A 17,511-nucleotide genomic window follows, 5' to 3' on the forward strand; every position below is an offset into this window, starting at 1 on the left:
TAGGAAACCGTGATTATGCACATATCACTTGGCGACCTACAGTCGAGTCTCCAACTGGTCATCGAGCACAAGAGCACACCATGAGCATTCGAATCACCCAACTGAGCGTTCGCGACATCCGTTTCCCCACTTCCCTGTCGCTGGACGGATCCGATGCGATGAATAGCGCGCCGGATTACTCCGCGGCCTACGTCGTGCTGCACACCGACGCCCCTGCCGACCTTGAGGGTCACGGCCTGACGTTCACCATTGGCCGTGGCAACGAGATCTGTGTGGCGGCCGTGCAATCCCTGGCACCGATGGTGGTCGGCCTGACCCTGGAAGAGATCGTTGCCGACATGGGGGCCTTCTGGCACAACATCACCGTGGGCGACAGTCAACTGCGCTGGCTGGGCCCGGAAAAAGGCGTGATCCACCTGGCCACCGCGGCCATCGTTAACGCGGTCTGGGACCTATGGGCCAAACGCGAAGGCAAGCCCGTGTGGAAGCTGTTGGCCGACATGACGCCGGAACAATTGGTCCGCTGCCTGGACTTCAGCTACGTCACCGACGTGCTCACCCCCGAAGAAGCCATCGCCCTGCTACGCCGCCAGGCGCCGGGCAAGGCCCAACGCGAGGCGCAGATGCTGCGCGAAGGCTACCCTGGCTACACCACCGCGCCTGGCTGGCTCGGTTACAGTGAAGAAAAAATGCGCCAACTGGCCCGCGAAGCGGTTGAGGATGGCTGGACCCACATCAAGCAGAAAATCGGCGCCAACCTGGAAGAGGACATCCGTCGCGCCACTGTTCTGCGCGAAGAAATCGGCTGGGAACGCAGCCTGATGATGGACGCCAACCAGGTCTGGGGCGTCGATGAATCGGTCGCCAATATGCGCCGCCTGGCGGTTTTCGAACCGCTGTGGATCGAAGAGCCGACCAGTCCCGACGACATCCTCGGCCATGCCAGCATCCGCCAGCGCATCGCACCGATTGGCGTCGCCACTGGGGAGCATTGCCACAACCGGGTGATGTTCAAGCAAATGTTCCAGGCCGGTGCACTGGACTTCTGCCAGTTGGACGCGGCGCGCTTGGGTGGTCTCAACGAGGTATTGATCGTGCTGCTGATGGCCGCCAAGTTCGATGTGCCAGTCTGCCCCCATGGCGGTGGTGTCGGTTTGTGCGAGTACGTGCAGAACATCGCCCTGTTCGACTACATCGCCGTCTCGGCCTCGCTGCACAACCGTGTTCTCGAATACGTCGACCACTTGCACGAGCACTTCCTTGACCCCGTTGTGATCCGACGCGGCCGCTACATCCCTCCCCTTCGCCCGGGCTATAGCATCGAAATGACAGCTGAAACCCTGGAGCTTTACCAGTACCCCAACGGACAAGTGTGGATCGATATCGCCTGTACCTGATCGCCACGCCGCGACAACCGACAAAGTATTAGAAACCCAAAACCGCTCAACTTTCGAGGAGCAAGTGCATGTCACAGGGGGGGTCAAAGAGATAACCACACGCTCTGCGCCGCTATAGAGCTGACTGCTTAAAATGCGGTCATTGTGAAAGGCTAAAAATTATTGTGAAGTGATCAGTTTTTTCGCACCAACCAAATGAGCAAGATCTGTGTACACCCAAGAAAAAATCAAGCCCCGAAAAAACACGGGGCTTGATGTGAATCACACCTCATCAGGACTTACGTCCGCTACCAGGGCCTTGTTCACCTCCTTTGCGCCCTGCTTGAGAGGCTTTATCCCTGTCGTCGGCAAAGTTACCGCCGCGCCCACTTCCCTGTCCGCCACTGGACGACCGATCCGCGTCGGAGGATTGTCGCCCACCCGAAGCCTGGCCACCTTTCTGGCCCGACTGCGAGATTTCTTCGTTGTCGTCGGTAAAGCTGCCTTCGCGTCCTGCGCCCTGACCACCGCCGGACATACGGTCAGCATCTTTTGACTGCTGTCCGCCTGAAGCCATGCCACCTTTTTGGCCAGCCTCAGAAGCCCGTTGTGGATCGTTGGCAAAATTGCCGCTTGATGCCTCGCCGCCTTTCTTGCCGGCTTCCGAGGCTTTTTCCCGGTCATTGCCAAAGTTTCCGGGGTTGTTGTTTCCAGTGTTAGCCATTTTTGTTCACCTCATTTTCAAGGACGAGCGCGTGTGCTCGCCTTCAATTACGAGGTCATGAAAAATCGAAAGTTTGAACGAAAATGCCCCTCTCGGGACGGGCGGAATGGGCAATATAGTTCCCGGAAAATCTGCCGGGAGCGACTGGCGGCACAGTCGCCGCCGATCACCCGGCGATTGGCTTATTTTTCAAAAGAGTTCAGATTTTTATTAGCCTGTATTGGCTTTTGGATCCTGCGAATGTCGTGCATGGGAGGTCAGTCGATGACTGAACACATCATCCATTTTCATTGCCAGATCGACCAGGGAACGACCGAGCGCTTCAGGGATTGTTGTCTTGAAGCCATCGATCAAGGTGCCACGTCATTGCTGTTGAACCTGTCGACGTGTGGTGGCAGCACCAATTTCGGCTTCACGCTCTATACCTTTCTGAAGTCGTTGCCGGTGCCGCTGTGCGCGATCAATGCGGGCAACATCGAATCGATGGGCATCATCATGTTTTTAGCGGCAAGCCGACGCATCACGTCGCCGCATGCGCGCTTCCTGATTCATCCCATGAACTGGTACTTCAGTCAAAAATCGGTCGACCATCAACGCTTGCGCGAATACCTGTCGAGCCTCGACAACGACCTCGCCCGCTATGTACAGATCTTCAACCTCGAGACCGCTGAGGCAGAAACCAAACTCGATATTTTCCATTGCCTTTCAGCGGAAGAGAAAGTCATCGCAGCCCACGAATCCCTGGCTTACGGCATCGCCCATGAGATGCAGCAGATGGTCTTCGCCGACGATGTCAAACACTGGAAAGTCAGCGGTGGTTGAGGTCAGCGCGGTCAGTTAAGCCCCCCACAATCCTGTAGCAGCTGGCGAAGCCTGCGTTCGGCTGCACAGCAGTCGTAAAACCTGAACGCACGATCTATCTGATGCACCGTGTTGTCTGAATTCACGACTGCTTCGCAGCCGAACGGGGCGGTGCGACGTTTCGCTAAATCCCCTCGCCACAACGCAGCTGCTACAGGGTAGGCGTCGCTATTGAATCGCAAGGCTCTTGTGCCGTTTCCATCAGCAAATGGTCCACGACTTGAGAGAGCGCTGCAGGACCATCCTCTCCACCGCGTATGGCTCGTTTGAAGACGGTCCTCTGCCGCTCTGCACTGGTTCCGTCCCGGAGGATTCGGCGAGCTTGAGAAAAGGCGTTTTCCACCTGCATGTTCCGCGCTGCGTCGCCCAGCATCTGCTCCGCCAGGAACAGCCACTGCTCGGCAGAGAATGGCCGGTCGTAACCTTCAACGATGAACGCCGCATGGATACCAAATCGTTTAGCCCGCCAGCGATTTTCCTTGAGGATCCATTGCGACGCTTGCGAATAGGCTGACCCTGGCCGCGGTTGATCCATGGCGTAGGCGACCAGCAATCGAAACAACGAGGCAATGCACAGCGCATCGTCCAGGCGTGGGCAGGCATCGGTCATGCGCAATTCCAGGGTCGGGTAGTGCGCAGCAGGCCGCACTCCCCACCAGCATTCGCTGGCCTGTTTGATAGTGCCGGTACGGATCAACAAAGCGATATAGGCGGCGTAGGCCGCTTCATCCTCGAAGAACTCCGGTATGCCCATCCTCGGCCACTCGTCACACGCCGTCTGCCGGTAGCTCATGAAACCGCTGTCGACGCCGTCCCAAAATGGCGAGGAGCTACTGAGTGCCAGCAACAACGGCATCCACGGCAAGACTTCGTTCATCACTTGAATGCGATCCAGGTGTCGGCCAACTTCAACATGCACGTGCAAACCGGATAACAGGCTACGCCGAGCTACGCACTGATAGTCTTCGAACAGTTGAAGAAAATGATCTTGCCCGGTGGCCTGTTGCGTACGCCAGTCGGCCAGAGGATGGCTTGCGGCGCAGAGCAATCCCAGGTCAAAGGATTCGAGTGTGCACCGCAATCGATGGCGAGCCGTTACAAGGTACTCCTTTGCTTGCGCAAGGCTGGTGAAAATCGGCGAGGCCACTTCGATTTGACTCTGGAACATTTCATAAGCGAAACAATCGCCCGTCACCCGCTTGCACGCTTCAATCGACGCGCCGGGAGGCTGCTCGCACAGGCGTCGTGTGTCCAGGTCAGTGATGAAGTATTCCTCTTCAATACCGAACCTCAATGGCCTGTTCATCGAATTCATGGCAAGGCAATCCCCGAGCTGTTTTTGATGGGTCAACAGGACTCGACGCAGGTTCAGGGGCGCCGACAAGAGGCGCAAATCCAGACGAAAAAAACACTTGATTCACACGCTTCAGAAGGTCTGTTAAACACTTTGAATTTTTTTTGACGCACTCACTCCTTTGTCTATGAGCATAAGGAGGGGGTCTTATGAACCGCACTGATCTCTTCGTCATCGAGTACAAGCTCCATGGAGAGCCGAGGTCCTTCATCATCCGGGCCAAGAAAATGTGCAATGCGGATGCCTGGCATTGGGCGAGTTGTGATGCCGGATTGGCGCCTATTCCCAGGCCCGGGAAACCGCCGCTTAAAGTCGTATCCAAACCCCAGGCCGAGCGGTACGGCGTCACGGATGTGAAATGGCGCGAGTCCGCAGCGCTGGATTGGACGCAGGTTTAGACTTAACGAGGGATAAAAAACGGGAGGTCAGTTCTGGCCTCCCGTCTTTCATTCGACCTTTTACGAAGTGCCTAACCCTCGTGATAGATCGGCTGGTGAATCGGACGCTGGACGGCGCTCCCCATCCGGCCTGACCTCCGTCTGCGAATGATCAGTGGTCTTTGTCACGGTGTCGCGCACCGCCTCAAAGCCTTCCCGTGCCTGTTGCTTGACCTTGTCAGCCAGACCGGCGCTGGTCTTGCCCAGGTACCGCTGTTCAGTCGCCGTCGACGGCAAAGCCGCCCCCAGCATGGCGCCCAAGGCGATGCCAGCAGCGGCGACCACCAAGGGTTGTTCCTTGAGCAGATGGCTGAACTGATTGCTCATGACGTGGGTGCTGCGCACCAGCCGGTCGCCGACATCATGCACGGTGTGGCTGATGTTTTCGGTGGCGGCACCCAGGTTATCCGTCAGATTGGCCGCTTTGCTTTTGACCGTCTGATAACCCTCTTTGAGCGTATCGGTGGTGTGGTGCAAATGCTCGCGCGCACTGTCGATACCGTCCGCCAGGCCATCGGCCCACTCGCCAACCCTGTCCTGATCGGGAACCGTTCGATAAACCGGGGTCGGCGGACGATTCTGACTCATCATCAACCACAGCAACCCGACTGACGTCAGTACCGCTGGAACGGGGTTGTTACGAACGCTGGTGCCCAGATTGCTCAGGAACATCGTGCCATTGCTCTGCATCAAACCCAGCGCCTGATCGAACATCTGACCCGGGGTGAATTTGCTTTCCAGCGCATCAACGATATTGCCGATGCTGGCCCGCTGCGCATCGATTTCACGTTCGATGGTTTCCGGGCTTTTTTGTGATTCCAGTTCAAGTTCACGGTTCATGAGACTTTCCTCCGCAGGGCTTCCTGGTCTTTATTCAAAGCGTCCAGTGTGCGATCTGGCTTGAAGTGAGACGGCTCGAATTGTTTTTTTCCTGACTGCAACATGGCGAACCCGATGATCATCACCACCACACCCACAATCAGCGCAGCCAACCAGGGCGCCATCACGAGGCTCAGTCCGTAGACGGCAGACATCAACAAGATAATGAAGCCTGCCAGCAGTACAATCGCACCGCCCGCGACCGCGGCAATGCCGGCCTTGAGCGTCGTCAGGCTGGCTTGAAGCTCGGCTTTGGCTAATGCCAGTTCCTTGGTAAACAACGCTGGCACTTCGCGCGACAGCTGGCGTAACAAGCCGACAACCGACGCGTCATGCTCAGTGGCGGACACCGGTCTTGTACCAGGGAAATCTGAATCTTCTCTGTTCATCACAGTTCTCCTTTGAAGGCTGTCGAGCCAGGTGTGGAGGTCGTTGCGAAGTCCGAAGGACGGTCTTGTTCATTTGGTGAAGGCGGCGTGATGCCAGTGTCCGGACCGGCGCCTGGATCGGTGCGTGGTGCCACGGAAGTTTCATAGGGTCGTTGGGCGCCAAAACCGCCTGGTGGCGGCATTGAATGGCCTGCCGCCGGGTCGCCGGTGTCGGGGAATGTCGCCGCAGGGGCGCTGCCGGCTTTGAGGAAGCGCGACAGGCCAAAACCCAGCGCAACACTGCCAGCGATGAAGAGTGCGGGGTTGTTACGGGCCAGGTCGGCCGCGTCGTGCAGCAGCTGTTCGGCGCTCTTCCCACGCAGGTTGCCCGCCAGGCCGCTCATGGACTCCGCGATGTCTGACAGGTAGTCGGACATACCGAGCGTGTCTTTGCTTTCAATCTCGGAAACGAAGGATTTTGTTCCCTGCGCCAACGCCTCGATCTGGTCTGCTGCCGTGTCGCGGTATTGCCCAAACTGCGCATCGGCCTGCTGTCTTGCGTCGCCAAGCGCCTCTGTTACGTTTTCCTTCAAGTGTTGAAAATCCTGCTCCGGTGTTCCGGTGCCCTGCTGATCGGTCTGACCGTCCGTTCTGGTGTCTGAAGTATTCATGACTGCCCTCGCCTTCTAGATGAAAAAGCGGTATCGGGTTCGCCACGAAACGCCCGTAGCCCCCCTCATTGCAGAGGACGGAGCAGCGTTATGGGAGTTCCAACGAAATGATGAGCGATGCGTCGGCAAGACAGATATGAACGGCAATGGCAAATATTGATTTAAAGACTTTAATCATAAAAATAACTTATTTTTGAAAACGACAATATAAAGGCGCCACTTAAGTGACTATCAAGCGCATGATAGCCCTGACAATCCGCTCTCACCGCGACACTTACAGATAAGGAATAATTCAAACTTCCAGACAAACGGACAATAAACTTTAAAAACTTATAAAAACATAAACTTAAGCAATAATTTATTAACCCCGATAACTTTTCATAAAATATCGAAAAACTAGAAAAGACCCGCAACCCATATAAAAGTTTCAAACTTATTCGCTTAAATAAAAAACGCATATACCCCTTTGAGATATGTACATTCGATGCTAATAATCCCGGCCGGTTACTGCATCCAAACACTCAGTACATATCAACACTCCCACTGAGCACTCGGCCTCTCCCAACTCCAACTATCGCTTGCGGCCCAAGTTTCAATAGAACTTGAACTGCTGTTGTGCTGCGCACTGAAGCTGCGCAAGGAAGACACCATCATTCACCCTCATTCAAGGCTGAAAATCCTTTCGATCTTCGGTACCCGTCCGGAAGCCATCAAGATGGCGCCGTTGGTCAAGGCCCTTGCTGCAGAACCTGGCATTCATTCGCAGATATGCGTTACCGGCCAACATCAAAGCATGCTTAAACAGGTGCTGGATCTGTTCGACCTCAAGGCCGATTTCACCCTCGATGTCATGACCCCCCATCAGACGCTCAACTCGCTGACGGCGGCGCTTTACGGGGCGATTGATCCGGTTCTGGAAACGATTCGGCCGGACCGGGTGCTGGTGCATGGCGATACGACTTCGGCGATGGTGGCCGCGATGGCTGCTTTTCACCGTCGGATCCCGGTCGGTCATGTGGAAGCCGGGTTGCGAACCGGTGATATCTACAGCCCATGGCCGGAAGAAATGAACCGGCGCTGCATCGATATGGGGGCGGACATGCTCTTTGCGCCGACTCACGAATCGCGCAAAAACCTGCTCGACGAACGCCTTCAAGGTCGTTCCTTCGTGACCGGTAATACGGTGATCGACGCGTTGCAAATGACGGCGCGGCGCATTGAGCGGGACGCTGAGTTGCGTGCAAGCCTGGACCGGCAATTCCTGTTCCTGAAACCCGGCCGCAAGGTTCTGCTGGTAACCGGGCATCGTCGGGAAAACTTCGGCGAAGGCTTCCTCGATATCTGCAAGGCGCTGAGCCATTTGGCCCGACGGGCTGATATCCAGATCGTTTATCCGGTGCACTTGAATCCCAATGTCATGGGGCCGGTCACCGAGCACCTGGGCGACCTGCCCAACGTGCACCTGATCAAGCCACTTGACTACCTGGCGTTCGTGCGCCTGATGCAACGTGCGCATGTGATCCTCACCGACTCCGGTGGCGTGCAGGAAGAAGCCCCCTCCCTGGGCAAACCCGTGCTGGTCATGCGTGACGTTACCGAGCGCCCCGAAGCTGTCGCCGCGGGCACTGTGCGTCTGGTTGGCACCTCGCCCAACTCGATCATCGCTGGCGTCAATGCATTGTTCGATGACGACTTGCTGTGGCGCCGTTGCTCCCAGGCTGCCAACCCTTATGGCGATGGCAAGGCCAGTGCGCGCATCGTCGACGCCCTGATGGGTCGCCCGGTCGATGAATTCGTCGTGACACGGGGGCTTTTACCCAAGTTCCTGCACTACCCGTCCGGGGTGCCTGTTACCGAAAAATATCACCCGGCCTTCACCTGAACCGCTTCTCCCCTTATCAGCTCGAGATCTACCTGAATGAAGTCTTCCGTTGCCATCCATACGGGTGCGCTCAGCGCCCTTGCCTGTGGCGTGAGTCTGCTCGCACTCATGCCGACCTTTGCTCTGGCCGCGGACAGCCCGCTCACCCAGGCGATCAACCGGCTCAATGCCGACACGCGCCAGGAGCGTGAGGTCCGCTTGAGCGATCTGGGGATCGACGCTCCCATCATCCTCGGTTCGACCGATGCCCGCCGCGAACTGTATCTGCCGGTACCGGCGGGTGTGCCGCTGACGGATGCCACCCTGAATTTCGACGCCAGCTACCTCAATGGCGAAGGCGGCCGCAACACGCTGCTGTTGTCGCTGGACGGTTATCCGGTGCGCGCGCAAGGGCTCAGCGAACCCCAGGGCGACGCCAGCGTCACGCTCGGCGTGGATAAGAAAGCGCGAGAAAACGGCTCGTTGCGCCTCGGGGTTGCCTGGTCGTCAATCGTGTCCCGTGTGCTGTGCGAAGACGAACGCGCCATCGGCAACGTGTTGCGCATCGAACCGGACACCCGCCTCACTTACAGCTACGACGCCAGCCAGTTGCAGGACGTCGGTGCCGCCTGGACGGCATTGCCCGGCAAGCCGGGGATCATGGTCGCGCCGGGCACCTTGTCCGCCGAAAGCTACGACGCGGCCTGGCGCCTCGGTGTGGCACTGGAACGGATCGGCAAACACAGCCGCATCCTGCCCTTCCCCGCCGTGCAGGACAGCGTTGACCTGACCGGCCTGCGCATTCCGGCCGAACTGCAAATGATTCCAGCCTTCGCCAGCCTCAACGTTAAAGGCCCGCACGTTCTGGCGAACCCGGCAGAAATCGGCGCCCTGTTGATGTTGGGACAGACGCCGAACGTCCAGGCGGATCTGGCCGTCAACGATCCGCAACTGCTCAAAGCCGTCAACCAATCCCTGGACGCGTTGCAGAGCCAGGTTCAAGGCCTGGACGCAACGGCAGCCCGCGCCTTTACGCAATGGCGTGAGCGGCATATCAATGCAGGCCTGGCCGCCACCGGCACGGACAACGTGCGCCTCGCATTGCTGGGCACCCGCCCGGTGCTGATGATCGCGCCACAAGCGACCGGCAAGGCGCTGGCCTTGTTCAGTTCAGCCTGGAACACATTGGCACGCAGCCGCCAATTGACCGTCAGCGAAGCACAAATGCCCTTGAGCGCCGACGGCCGCGTGGCCTTGTCGCGCCTGGGTGGAAACGCCGGCGCCATTGACGTGCTGGCCAAATCCGACTGGAGCACCTCGTTCCCGCTGGGCAGCGTCGCCTACGACGGTCGTTTGCCGGTGAAGGCCGTGATCGATGTGTCTGCCGCCCCTGGCGCCTCGGATACCGCGCCGGTGGCCTCGCTGTTTCTCAACGATTACCTGATCGGCGCGCAACAGCTGGTGGCCGACGGTGAGAAGCAACGCATCGAAGCGCGAATCCCGCGGTACGCCCTGGGTTCGAAAAACGTGCTGCGCGTCTCTTTCCAGCGTCAGCCGGTCAGCGACCGTTGCCTGGAAACACCACAGGCCTTCCCGGTCTCAGTGCTGCCGACCAGCCACATCGTGCTGGAAAAAACCGCGTTGGATGATGACTTCTCCGGCATGGCTGCGCGCTTTGCCATGGACGCGCAAATCCTCGTGCCGCAGGCCTACCTTGAGCAACCGGCGAGCAGTTTGCCGCAAGTGATTTCGGTCGCTGATGCCACCGGCGTTTCACCGTTGCGTGCGCACTTGAGCGTCAGCGCCGACTCCAAGGTTTCGGCCACGCCGGACAAAGCCTTCCTGGCGTTCGAGCTGCCGATCAAGGACAGCAAAGAGTCGGTGCAGGTCGATGAGCAGGGTCGCCTGCGCATCAATCACAAGGATCAGGTGCTGCTGGACGTCCATCCCCTCAATCATCTGGCCTCGCTGCAAGTGGTGGATGCTGGCGGCCAGCACGGTCTGGTCTATCACGCCCTGGGCAACGACGCGCCCCGCTTCGCCAGGCAGATTCTGCTGACCCGCGGCGACGTGGCCATCCTCGGTGATAACGGCGTGCTGTCCACCTTCGATGCCAAGGATCCAAGTGGCAGCCAACTGATCGACAACGACGAACCCAAGAGCCTGGACGCCTGGCGCACGCCGTCGCTGTTGTGGCTGATTCCGGGTGGAATCCTGTTGGTCCTCATCCTGATGCTGGCTGGCCGTAACGCCCGTCGCAATCGCCAGTAACGGAAGCCCTCGATGACGTCGCTCTATTGGCCCTATTGGCTGGCCCACTACTACAGCTTCCTGGAGATCGCGACCATCGTGGTCGCGGTGCTGATCCTGATTTCCAGCCTGGACGACCTGTTTATTGACCTGTGGTACTGGTCTCGCCGCCTGTTCCGCAAGTTCACTGCGGACCGCAGGTACCGGCCGCTGACCGCCGAACAGTTGATGGCCCGGGATGAACAGCCTCTGGCAATCATGGTCCCGGCCTGGCTGGAATATGACGTCATCGCCCCGATGATCGAAAACATGGTCTCGACCCTCGATTACCAGAACTATGTGGTCTTCGTCGGCACCTACATCAACGACCAGCGCACCATCGATGAAGTGGAACGCATGCGTCGGCGTTACAAGCAGCTGCATCGCGTGGAAGTCCCGCATGCCGGGCCAACCTGCAAGGCCGACTGCCTGAACTGGGTGATCCAGGCCATCTTCCTGCACGAAAAAACCCACGGCATGACCTTCGCTGGCGTCGTGTTGCACGACAGCGAGGACGTGCTGCACCCGCTGGAGTTGCGCCTGTTCAACTACTTGCTGCCGCGCAAGGACATGATCCAGTTGCCCGTGGTTTCGCTGGAGCGCAACTGGTACGAATGGGTGGCCGGCACTTACATGGACGAATTCGCCGAATGGCATGGCAAGGATCTGGTGGTGCGTGAAAGCATGACCGACACGGTGCCATCGGCCGGAGTCGGTACCTGTTTCTCCCATCGTGCCTTGCGAGTACTGGCCGGGGAAACCCAGAACCAGCCGTTCAACACGGACAGCCTCACCGAGGACTATGACGTCGGCGCACGCCTGGCCAACGTGGGCATGAACGCAATCTTCGTACGCTTCCCGGTGCAGTTTCGCGTGCTGCGCAAATCATGGTTTCGCAAGCCTTACGAATCGACCCTGAAGATGCCGTTGTGCGTTCGCGAATTCTTTCCCGACACCTTTCGCACTGCGTTTCGCCAGAAAGCCCGCTGGACACTGGGCATTGGCCTGCAAGGCTGGGAGCAAATGGGCTGGAGCGGCTCACTGGCCAATCGATACCTGCTGTTCCGTGACCGCAAAGGCATAGTGACGGCGTTCGTCAGCATCATCGCCTACGTGATTCTCTTGCAGTTGCTGGGCCTGATTATCCTGCGCCAGAGTGGCCTGTGGGATGTGAGCTTCCCGACCCCGTTTGAAACCAGTGGCGTGATCAAATACTTGCTGCTGGCCAACGGTATCGCGCTGGCCTGGCGCATCGCACACCGCTGCTATTTCACCACCGTGCTGTACGGCTGGCAGCATGGTTTGCTGTCCATTCCGCGGATGGTCGTGGGCAACTTTGTCAACTTCATGGCCGCCTCACGGGCCTGGCGCATGTTCCTGGTCGGCAAGGTGCTGAACCGCAAGCTGGTGTGGGACAAGACCATGCACGACTTCCCGTCCACCGACCTGGTTGCCTTCGCACCGCGCAAATTGGGCAGCGTATTGCTGTCGTGGCAGGCGATCAACGAAACCGACCTGCAAAGCGCCCTCGCCGAACAGAAAACCCGGCACATGCCATTGGGGCGGATATTGCTCAGTAACGGCTGGCTGGATGACGAGACACTGGCTGAAGCCATTGCCTTTCAGAACGACCTGCCGCGCGTGTTCAATGTGGCGGCCATGGCTCAGGATTCCACCCAGGCCCTGGACGATGAATTCGCCCTGCGCTGGCGCGTAGTGCCGCTTGGCTTGAATGCCGACGGCCGCGCGCAAGTCGCGGTGGCCAGTCCACTGACGGCTGAAGGCCTGCAACAGATCAGCGATGAACTGGGCACCGAGCCGCTGCAACTGATTGCCCGGGAAAGCGAAATCGTCGCGCAGTTGCGTCAACAGAACGTGCGTGAAGGCCAATCGGTGCCGGATGCGCGAGCGCCACTGTTGGGTGACCTGCTGATCGAAATGGGGCTACTGGATCGCGACGTGTTCAGTCGCGCCATGTTGCAGTACCGCCCACAGCATCACGGACGCATCGGCGACTATCTGGTCGACAGCGGCGTGTTGCCCCGCTCCACCATCGAAAAGGCCGTGGCCCGTCAGCACAGCCACTACCCTGAGGAACTTCCGGCATGAACCGTCCCTTCCTGACCCTAATGGCCACGGGACTGTGCCTGATACCCGCCGTTGCGCCTGCCGAGACGCTGCCATTGCCGTTGACCGGCCCGGCCTATGTCACGGCCAACGAGGCCTATAGCGCTTACGAACGCAAAGACTACGACCTGGCCATTGCCAAGGCCCGCGAGGCGTTGCGTCAGCGGGCCGATATCACCCGTTTGAACACGCTGATTACCTTGGCCCAGCGCGACAAGGATCTGCGGGATCATCCCAAACGCTACCCACAGTCGCGCCAAGCCCCGGGCTTCGGCGCCGCGGCAAAGGCGTTCAAGGCCTATGATCGCGATGACTTCGGCGCGGCTGCCCAGGCGGCACGCAGCGCTGTCGCCCAGGCGCCGAAACGCATGGATTATCGGCTGCTGCTAATCGAGTCCTTGCAGCGTCAACAGCATCTGCAAGAAGCGGATCAGGCCACCACCCAGGCACTGGCGATGTTCCCGGACGACGAGACTTTGCTGCTGCGCCGTGAAGCGATTCGTCGTCAACTGGCGGCGCCGCTGGCGGTACAGGGGTATCACGCCCTGGAGCAAGGCAATGTGACCTTGGCCGTTGACCAGGCCAGGAAAGCCGTCGCCTGGGCGCCCGAGATCAGTGCCAATCAGCAACTGCTGATCAGTGCGCTGCTGGCTGGCAAGGATTACCACGGCGCCGAACAGGCTGCGTCGGCTGCATTGGCACAGAACGATGGGGACATTGCGCCGTGGATTTTGCGCAGCTACGCCCTCGACCGCCAGGGCAAAACCCGGTTAGCCCAGGCTGACCTGAATCACGCGCTGGCCGTCGATGGCCTGCCGAAAGCGGAAACCCGCCACATTCGGTTTTTCGCCGCCGACACCGCGTTGGCCCATGGCGAGCCGCAGCAGGCGCTCGATCATTTGCAGCCACTGACCGACGATGACAGCGGCGAACTGGCCCGCCGACGGACTGCCGCGCGAATGGCGTTGCGGCAGAAAAACAACGGCTTGAACGCTGTCGCCCTCTTTCCGGCACCCGCATTGAACTGTCAGGAAAGTGCCTTCGGCCTGGTCTGCAATATCTGGCCGGGCAACCGGCGCGACGGGGGAACCGACATGGCCTCCCAGGCCTACGCGGCGTTGGCCCGCAAGGCCCCCGAGACGGCAGTTGCCCTGGCGAAGGTAGCCATTGATCGCGCACCGGAAAATCCGGCCTACCGACGTCTGTTGGTCAGCGCCCTGAGTGAGCAGAAACGCTTCCCCGAAGCCATCACCGCAGCCAACGACGGCCTCAAGCTCAATGCCGATGACGCGCAACTGTTGGCCCAGCGTGGTCGTCTGCGTCAGCAATCGGGGGACGATGCCGGGGCTCGCAAGGACTTTACCCAGGCCTTGGCACTGGGCAGCCTGCCCGCTTATGAGGAGGCCAGCCTGTATGCGGCGATCGGTCAGCGCCGAACTGCGCGCGAGCGATTGCAGCAAGCACGGGCAACGGGCGAACTGGAATCGATGAGCGATCTGCAGATCGCCTACCTGTCCGTCCAGGCGGGTGATGACGACGGCGCCCACACGTCGTTCCGCAACGCCGATGCCGATAACCGGCTCACGCCGACGGCAACGCAGGACGCGGCGTATACCGCAATGCGGGTCAATGACGACGAGCAAGCCGTCAGCTACTTCAAGCGTGTCATCGACGCACAAGCCTCCGGCGAACGGGACATGTCGGCGCAGCAGTTGTTCGATACCCGCCGCGCAGTGGCCGATGTTTCGCGCGCCTGGGGCTTGACCAGCACCACCAGTTATCGCGGCAACAATTCCAGCAGTGGCCTGAGTTCAGCCCCCAGCGGCGGCAGTAGCAATGACAGCTTGCAGAACAGCACCGAACTGTCCTGGCGTCCCTTGGGCTATCGCAACGCCCGTTTTGTCGAACTCTACGGACGCGTCACCGACACGCTGTGGAGCAAGAACGGCGACTCGGATACTGGTTTCGATGCGCTGCAAGGCGCTGTCGGCGTACGGGTCAAACCGTTCACCTCGCTGAATGTGATGGCCGCGGTCGAACGCACGTTCCCGTTGGGATCGTCGGACATTGACGGTGATTGGCTGGTGCGCCTGGGCTACGGTTCAAGCATCGGCACCGATCTGCGGGTCGATGCCTCCAGCTGGTGGACCTCGCAGTTGTTCGCCGAGGCCGGGCACTACATCAACGACTCGCGAGACTATTTCAACAGCGAATGGCAGGTGGGTCGCAGCTACGCGATTGGTGGAGCAGGCTCGCGCTGGGTGAGTTTCCCGCATGTCGTGGCGGCGTTCGACTACGACTCCAAAATGAACAGTGGGACCGATGCCGATGGCAGCACCGACTCATCATCCGGCAAGGCCGGTGGCGTGGGTGTCGGTAATAACGTTCGCTACTGGTTCCGCGAGGATGCCTACAACGCTCCCCGCTCCTACGTGGATTTTTCCTTGCAGTATCGCGTGAAGGTGCTGGGTGACGATCGCGCTCAAGGCGTGTTCGGGCGCCTGACTTATTCCTATTGAAAGGCCCTGCCGTGAAAGTCTTTAACTACAACGTCAGTCGCGCGGCTGTTGCTGCGCTCCTGTTTGCCGTCACGCTTGCCGCAACGACCGGCGTGCTCTACGTGACGCGCACCCAGGCTGTCGAACCGGGGATTGTCGGCATCGTCTGGCAGCCGGACAACCAGACCGTCGGCATCAACGGGCACTGGGAAAAACTCGGGGCTCGTGAGTTGCTGGTGCAGTGGACTGTGGTCGACGATCAGGCCTTCATTCCCGGTACCGGCTTGCCCGACGTGCCGGTGCTACCCGATTGGGCGCGCATCGCCAAGGCGCCCTGGGCGCAGGATGTCATCCTTGGGCTGGCGGGTTATTTCAGCGAAAACCGTTCACGGGACAACATCGAGCAACTGGCTGCTGTCTCGGAACGCATCGCCAAACTGCCCACGCCGTTAAACGTCACCGGCTGGTATTTCCCCGTCGAAGTCGACCCGAGCTGGACCCGTGCCAAAGAGCTGCCCGCCCTGCTGGCCAAATTACCGCGACCGTTATGGATCAGTGTTTATGACGGCGCCAATATCGGCCCGGTCGCCACGGCCGAATGGCTCAAACGCTGGCTGCCGGATGACATCGGCGTGTTCTTCCAGGACGGCGTCGGTGTCTACGCCCGCAGCGCGCCGATCGCCAGAACCTACGCCGACGCCTTGCGCCAACGTCTGGGTGAAAAACGTGTGCGCATCATCGTCGAAGCCTTCCGCCCGAGTTTCGGTGGCGGCTTCCGCTCCGCCACGGCCGCCGAGCTCAAGACCCAATTGGCGGCCTATGACGGTTACCCGCTCTACCTGTTCGACGGACCGCACTACGTGACCGATGAGTTGGTGGAGCAACTGGTGCGCTAATACCCATCGCCTCAATGGCACCGAAACATCCAGAAATTGTCGCACTTTAAACAGCGCTAAATGTCTCGCGCGAAGATTGAATGCGGAGATTTAATCATGAGCACAACACGGCGACCAAGCCTATGACCTTGGAGTGAAAGTCATTCATATCGCCGAATACGATTCTCAGTGTACTGATCGCCGTAAAGAAATCGGAGAGTTCGTAAACACATGGTCAGTGGAAGGCTTCATCCCCGGAGGCATGCCAGCCCGCTGAACTTGGCTGGGGCAGCCATGAGTTTCCGGAGCACAGCATCAGCCGGACGACCCTTGGCAATTTCGCAATTTTCGAGCCGGCTGGTGAATGCATGAAAGAACTTCAAGATCGGTTTCGACGATGAAGGGTCGGTCATGGATCTCATTTTTCCTGGCACTTCAGCGGGTGTCCCTTACCCGGAATAGAAATGTCAGCGGCACGCGAATTGTTCCTGGCGCGTGATCTGGAGCGCTACCACCTCGATTGAGATAATCGCCTGAAGCCGTCATCGCCCCGGTCGCAATAGATCCCGCTGCTCCAAATCGTATTTGAACGTCTCTCCTTCATCGTCCTGGGGCATTACTTGCTCTGTTCAGCCTTACCTTCTTGCATCTGCACCGATGATTTGGTGCCGTCGGTATTTTGCTTGGTTGTATTTTTTGAGCTATCGAAGCAACCCTGCAGCAGAAACAGGCTGCCGAGGGTAAGGCACACGTATAGTTTTTTCATGGCTGTCTCCTGCTTTGGTAAATTTCAAAAAACCTTCAACGCTGTCGACAAACGGACAAGGTTTTATCCTTTGCTGTGTTCCTGCGAGGTTGGCCCTTCCTTGATTCCGCGCGGCCCTGCAACACCCCAAACGATCAATCCAATCACTGGAAAGAGGATGAGGCCGATAGCCCAAGCCGCTTTCACCCCCACCGTTTTGTCGCTGCGAAACACACTGATGATGGCCCAAAGGTCAACGAGCAGAATGAACACCGCGACAGCGATTGAAAAATAGCTGATAGCTTCAGACATGGTTTTGCCCTCCTGCGATTACTACTGATTAGGTCTCAGCCGAAGACAGGGGTTCAACCCAGGTTTTGCCTCGAAAGGGATGTCACTTGACGCTTCAGACCGTTAGGTGGGACAACGTGCGTGGCCCGGATGCA

At 58.9% G+C, this 17,511-nt stretch carries 15 protein-coding genes and 1 pseudogene; 9 read left to right on the forward strand and 7 right to left on the reverse strand.

Annotated elements, in window-relative coordinates:
• The first annotated feature begins 80 nt into the window (after positions 1 to 80).
• Positions 81 to 1,397: an L-fuconate dehydratase gene (locus ACQ4OB_RS07435; RefSeq protein ID WP_102615425.1), complete on the forward strand. Its 1,317-nt coding sequence runs from the start codon at positions 81 to 83 to the stop codon at positions 1,395 to 1,397.
• Positions 1,398 to 1,668: 271 nt separating this feature from the next.
• Here ACQ4OB_RS07435 and ACQ4OB_RS07440 read toward each other — a convergent pair whose 3' ends face one another.
• Entirely contained in the window at positions 1,669 to 2,100 is a 432-nt protein-coding gene (locus ACQ4OB_RS07440; RefSeq protein WP_074876117.1) for a general stress protein, read from the reverse strand.
• A gap of 264 nt (positions 2,101 to 2,364) precedes the next feature.
• Here ACQ4OB_RS07440 and ACQ4OB_RS07445 point away from each other — a divergent pair, with 264 nt between their 5' ends.
• Positions 2,365 to 2,922 carry an ATP-dependent Clp protease proteolytic subunit gene (locus tag ACQ4OB_RS07445; protein ID WP_074876115.1) on the forward strand — a complete coding sequence of 186 codons (558 nt, stop codon included), beginning with the start codon at positions 2,365 to 2,367 and terminating at the stop codon, positions 2,920 to 2,922.
• A 190-nt stretch (positions 2,923 to 3,112) separates the two neighbouring features.
• Here ACQ4OB_RS07445 and ACQ4OB_RS07450 read toward each other — a convergent pair whose 3' ends face one another.
• The gene (locus ACQ4OB_RS07450; protein WP_430955515.1) at positions 3,113 to 4,267 is read right to left on the reverse strand and encodes a carboxylate-amine ligase; all 1,155 of its coding nucleotides are present in this window, start codon (positions 4,265 to 4,267) and stop codon (positions 3,113 to 3,115) included.
• Positions 4,268 to 4,464: 197 nt separating this feature from the next.
• On the opposite strand from ACQ4OB_RS07450, the gene ACQ4OB_RS07455 reads away from it, so the two are divergent.
• The gene (locus ACQ4OB_RS07455; RefSeq protein ID WP_074876111.1) at positions 4,465 to 4,713 is read left to right on the forward strand and encodes a DUF6555 family protein; all 249 of its coding nucleotides are present in this window, start codon (positions 4,465 to 4,467) and stop codon (positions 4,711 to 4,713) included.
• Between the two features lie 60 nt (positions 4,714 to 4,773).
• Here ACQ4OB_RS07455 and ACQ4OB_RS07460 read toward each other — a convergent pair whose 3' ends face one another.
• From ACQ4OB_RS07460 to ACQ4OB_RS07470, 3 genes are read right to left on the reverse strand one after another with little or no spacing between them, the layout of a single operon-like run.
• Complete coding sequence (locus ACQ4OB_RS07460) at positions 4,774 to 5,592, reverse strand: DUF3618 domain-containing protein (protein ID WP_430955386.1); 819 nt, start codon at positions 5,590 to 5,592, stop codon at positions 4,774 to 4,776.
• Positions 5,589 to 6,020: a phage holin family protein gene (locus ACQ4OB_RS07465; RefSeq protein ID WP_074876108.1), complete on the reverse strand. Its 432-nt coding sequence runs from the start codon at positions 6,018 to 6,020 to the stop codon at positions 5,589 to 5,591. Before ACQ4OB_RS07465 ends, ACQ4OB_RS07460 begins: the two co-directional genes overlap by 4 nt.
• Positions 6,020 to 6,670, reverse strand: coding sequence for a hypothetical protein (locus ACQ4OB_RS07470; RefSeq protein ID WP_074876106.1), 651 nt, complete (start codon positions 6,668 to 6,670; stop codon positions 6,020 to 6,022). Before ACQ4OB_RS07470 ends, ACQ4OB_RS07465 begins: the two co-directional genes overlap by 1 nt.
• Before the next feature lie 715 nt (positions 6,671 to 7,385).
• On the opposite strand from ACQ4OB_RS07470, the gene wecB reads away from it, so the two are divergent.
• The 6 genes and pseudogenes from wecB to ACQ4OB_RS07500 form a co-directional block, all read left to right on the forward strand.
• Entirely contained in the window at positions 7,386 to 8,552 is a 1,167-nt protein-coding gene (gene wecB / locus ACQ4OB_RS07475; protein WP_235865041.1) for a non-hydrolyzing UDP-N-acetylglucosamine 2-epimerase, read from the forward strand.
• 36 nt (positions 8,553 to 8,588) lie between these two features.
• Positions 8,589 to 10,802 (forward strand): hypothetical protein, encoded by a 2,214-nt coding sequence (locus ACQ4OB_RS07480; RefSeq protein ID WP_430955387.1) that lies wholly within the window; start codon positions 8,589 to 8,591, stop codon positions 10,800 to 10,802.
• A gap of 12 nt (positions 10,803 to 10,814) precedes the next feature.
• Positions 10,815 to 12,929, forward strand: a complete 2,115-nt coding sequence (locus tag ACQ4OB_RS07485) for a glycosyl transferase family protein (RefSeq protein WP_430955388.1) — start codon at positions 10,815 to 10,817, stop codon at positions 12,927 to 12,929.
• Positions 12,926 to 15,466 carry an NfrA family protein gene (locus ACQ4OB_RS07490; protein WP_430955389.1) on the forward strand — a complete coding sequence of 847 codons (2,541 nt, stop codon included), beginning with the start codon at positions 12,926 to 12,928 and terminating at the stop codon, positions 15,464 to 15,466. The genes ACQ4OB_RS07485 and ACQ4OB_RS07490 overlap by 4 nt, the downstream gene beginning before the upstream one ends.
• An 11-nt stretch (positions 15,467 to 15,477) precedes the next feature.
• Positions 15,478 to 16,341, forward strand: a complete 864-nt coding sequence (locus tag ACQ4OB_RS07495) for a hypothetical protein (protein ID WP_430955390.1) — start codon at positions 15,478 to 15,480, stop codon at positions 16,339 to 16,341.
• Positions 16,342 to 16,468: 127 nt separating this feature from the next.
• Positions 16,469 to 16,619 (forward strand): annotated as a pseudogene (locus ACQ4OB_RS07500) (saccharopine dehydrogenase NADP-binding domain-containing protein); the annotation flags it as partial.
• A gap of 317 nt (positions 16,620 to 16,936) precedes the next feature.
• Here the strand turns inward: ACQ4OB_RS07500 and ACQ4OB_RS07505 are convergent.
• Complete coding sequence (locus tag ACQ4OB_RS07505) at positions 16,937 to 17,086, reverse strand: hypothetical protein (RefSeq protein WP_162842858.1); 150 nt, start codon at positions 17,084 to 17,086, stop codon at positions 16,937 to 16,939.
• Positions 17,087 to 17,149: 63 nt separating this feature from the next.
• Entirely contained in the window at positions 17,150 to 17,377 is a 228-nt protein-coding gene (locus ACQ4OB_RS07510; protein ID WP_430955391.1) for a PLD nuclease N-terminal domain-containing protein, read from the reverse strand.
• Positions 17,378 to 17,511 lie beyond the last annotated feature (134 nt).

This window comes from Pseudomonas sp. ES4 (genome assembly GCF_050586665.1).
GTDB classification, from domain to species: domain Bacteria; phylum Pseudomonadota; class Gammaproteobacteria; order Pseudomonadales; family Pseudomonadaceae; genus Aquipseudomonas; species Aquipseudomonas frederiksbergensis.